Source organism: Scandinavium tedordense (genome assembly GCF_024764965.1).
Classification (GTDB): Bacteria; Pseudomonadota; Gammaproteobacteria; order Enterobacterales; family Enterobacteriaceae; genus Scandinavium; species Scandinavium tedordense.
On the sequence record NZ_JALIGG010000002.1, the window covers coordinates 1 to 255 of the forward strand.

Sequence of the window (255 nt, forward strand, 5' to 3'; positions counted from 1 at the left end):
TTCACGACGGACGTTAGCACCCGCCGTGTGTCTCCCGTGATAACATTCTTCGGTATTCGTAGTTTGCATCGGGTTGGTAAGTCGGGATGACCCCCTAGCCGAAACAGTGCTCTACCCCCGAAGATGAATTCACGAGGCGCTACCTAAATAGCTTTCGGGGAGAACCAGCTATCTCCCGGTTTGATTGGCCTTTCACCCCCAGCCACAAGTCATCCGCTAATTTTTCAACATTAGTCGGTTCGGTCCTCCAGTTAG

At 52.2% G+C, this 255-nt stretch carries 1 rRNA gene; it reads right to left on the reverse strand.

Features of this window, described 5'->3' with window-relative positions:
* Positions 1 to 255: ribosomal RNA gene (locus MUU46_RS00010) — 23S ribosomal RNA — on the reverse strand; the annotation flags it as partial.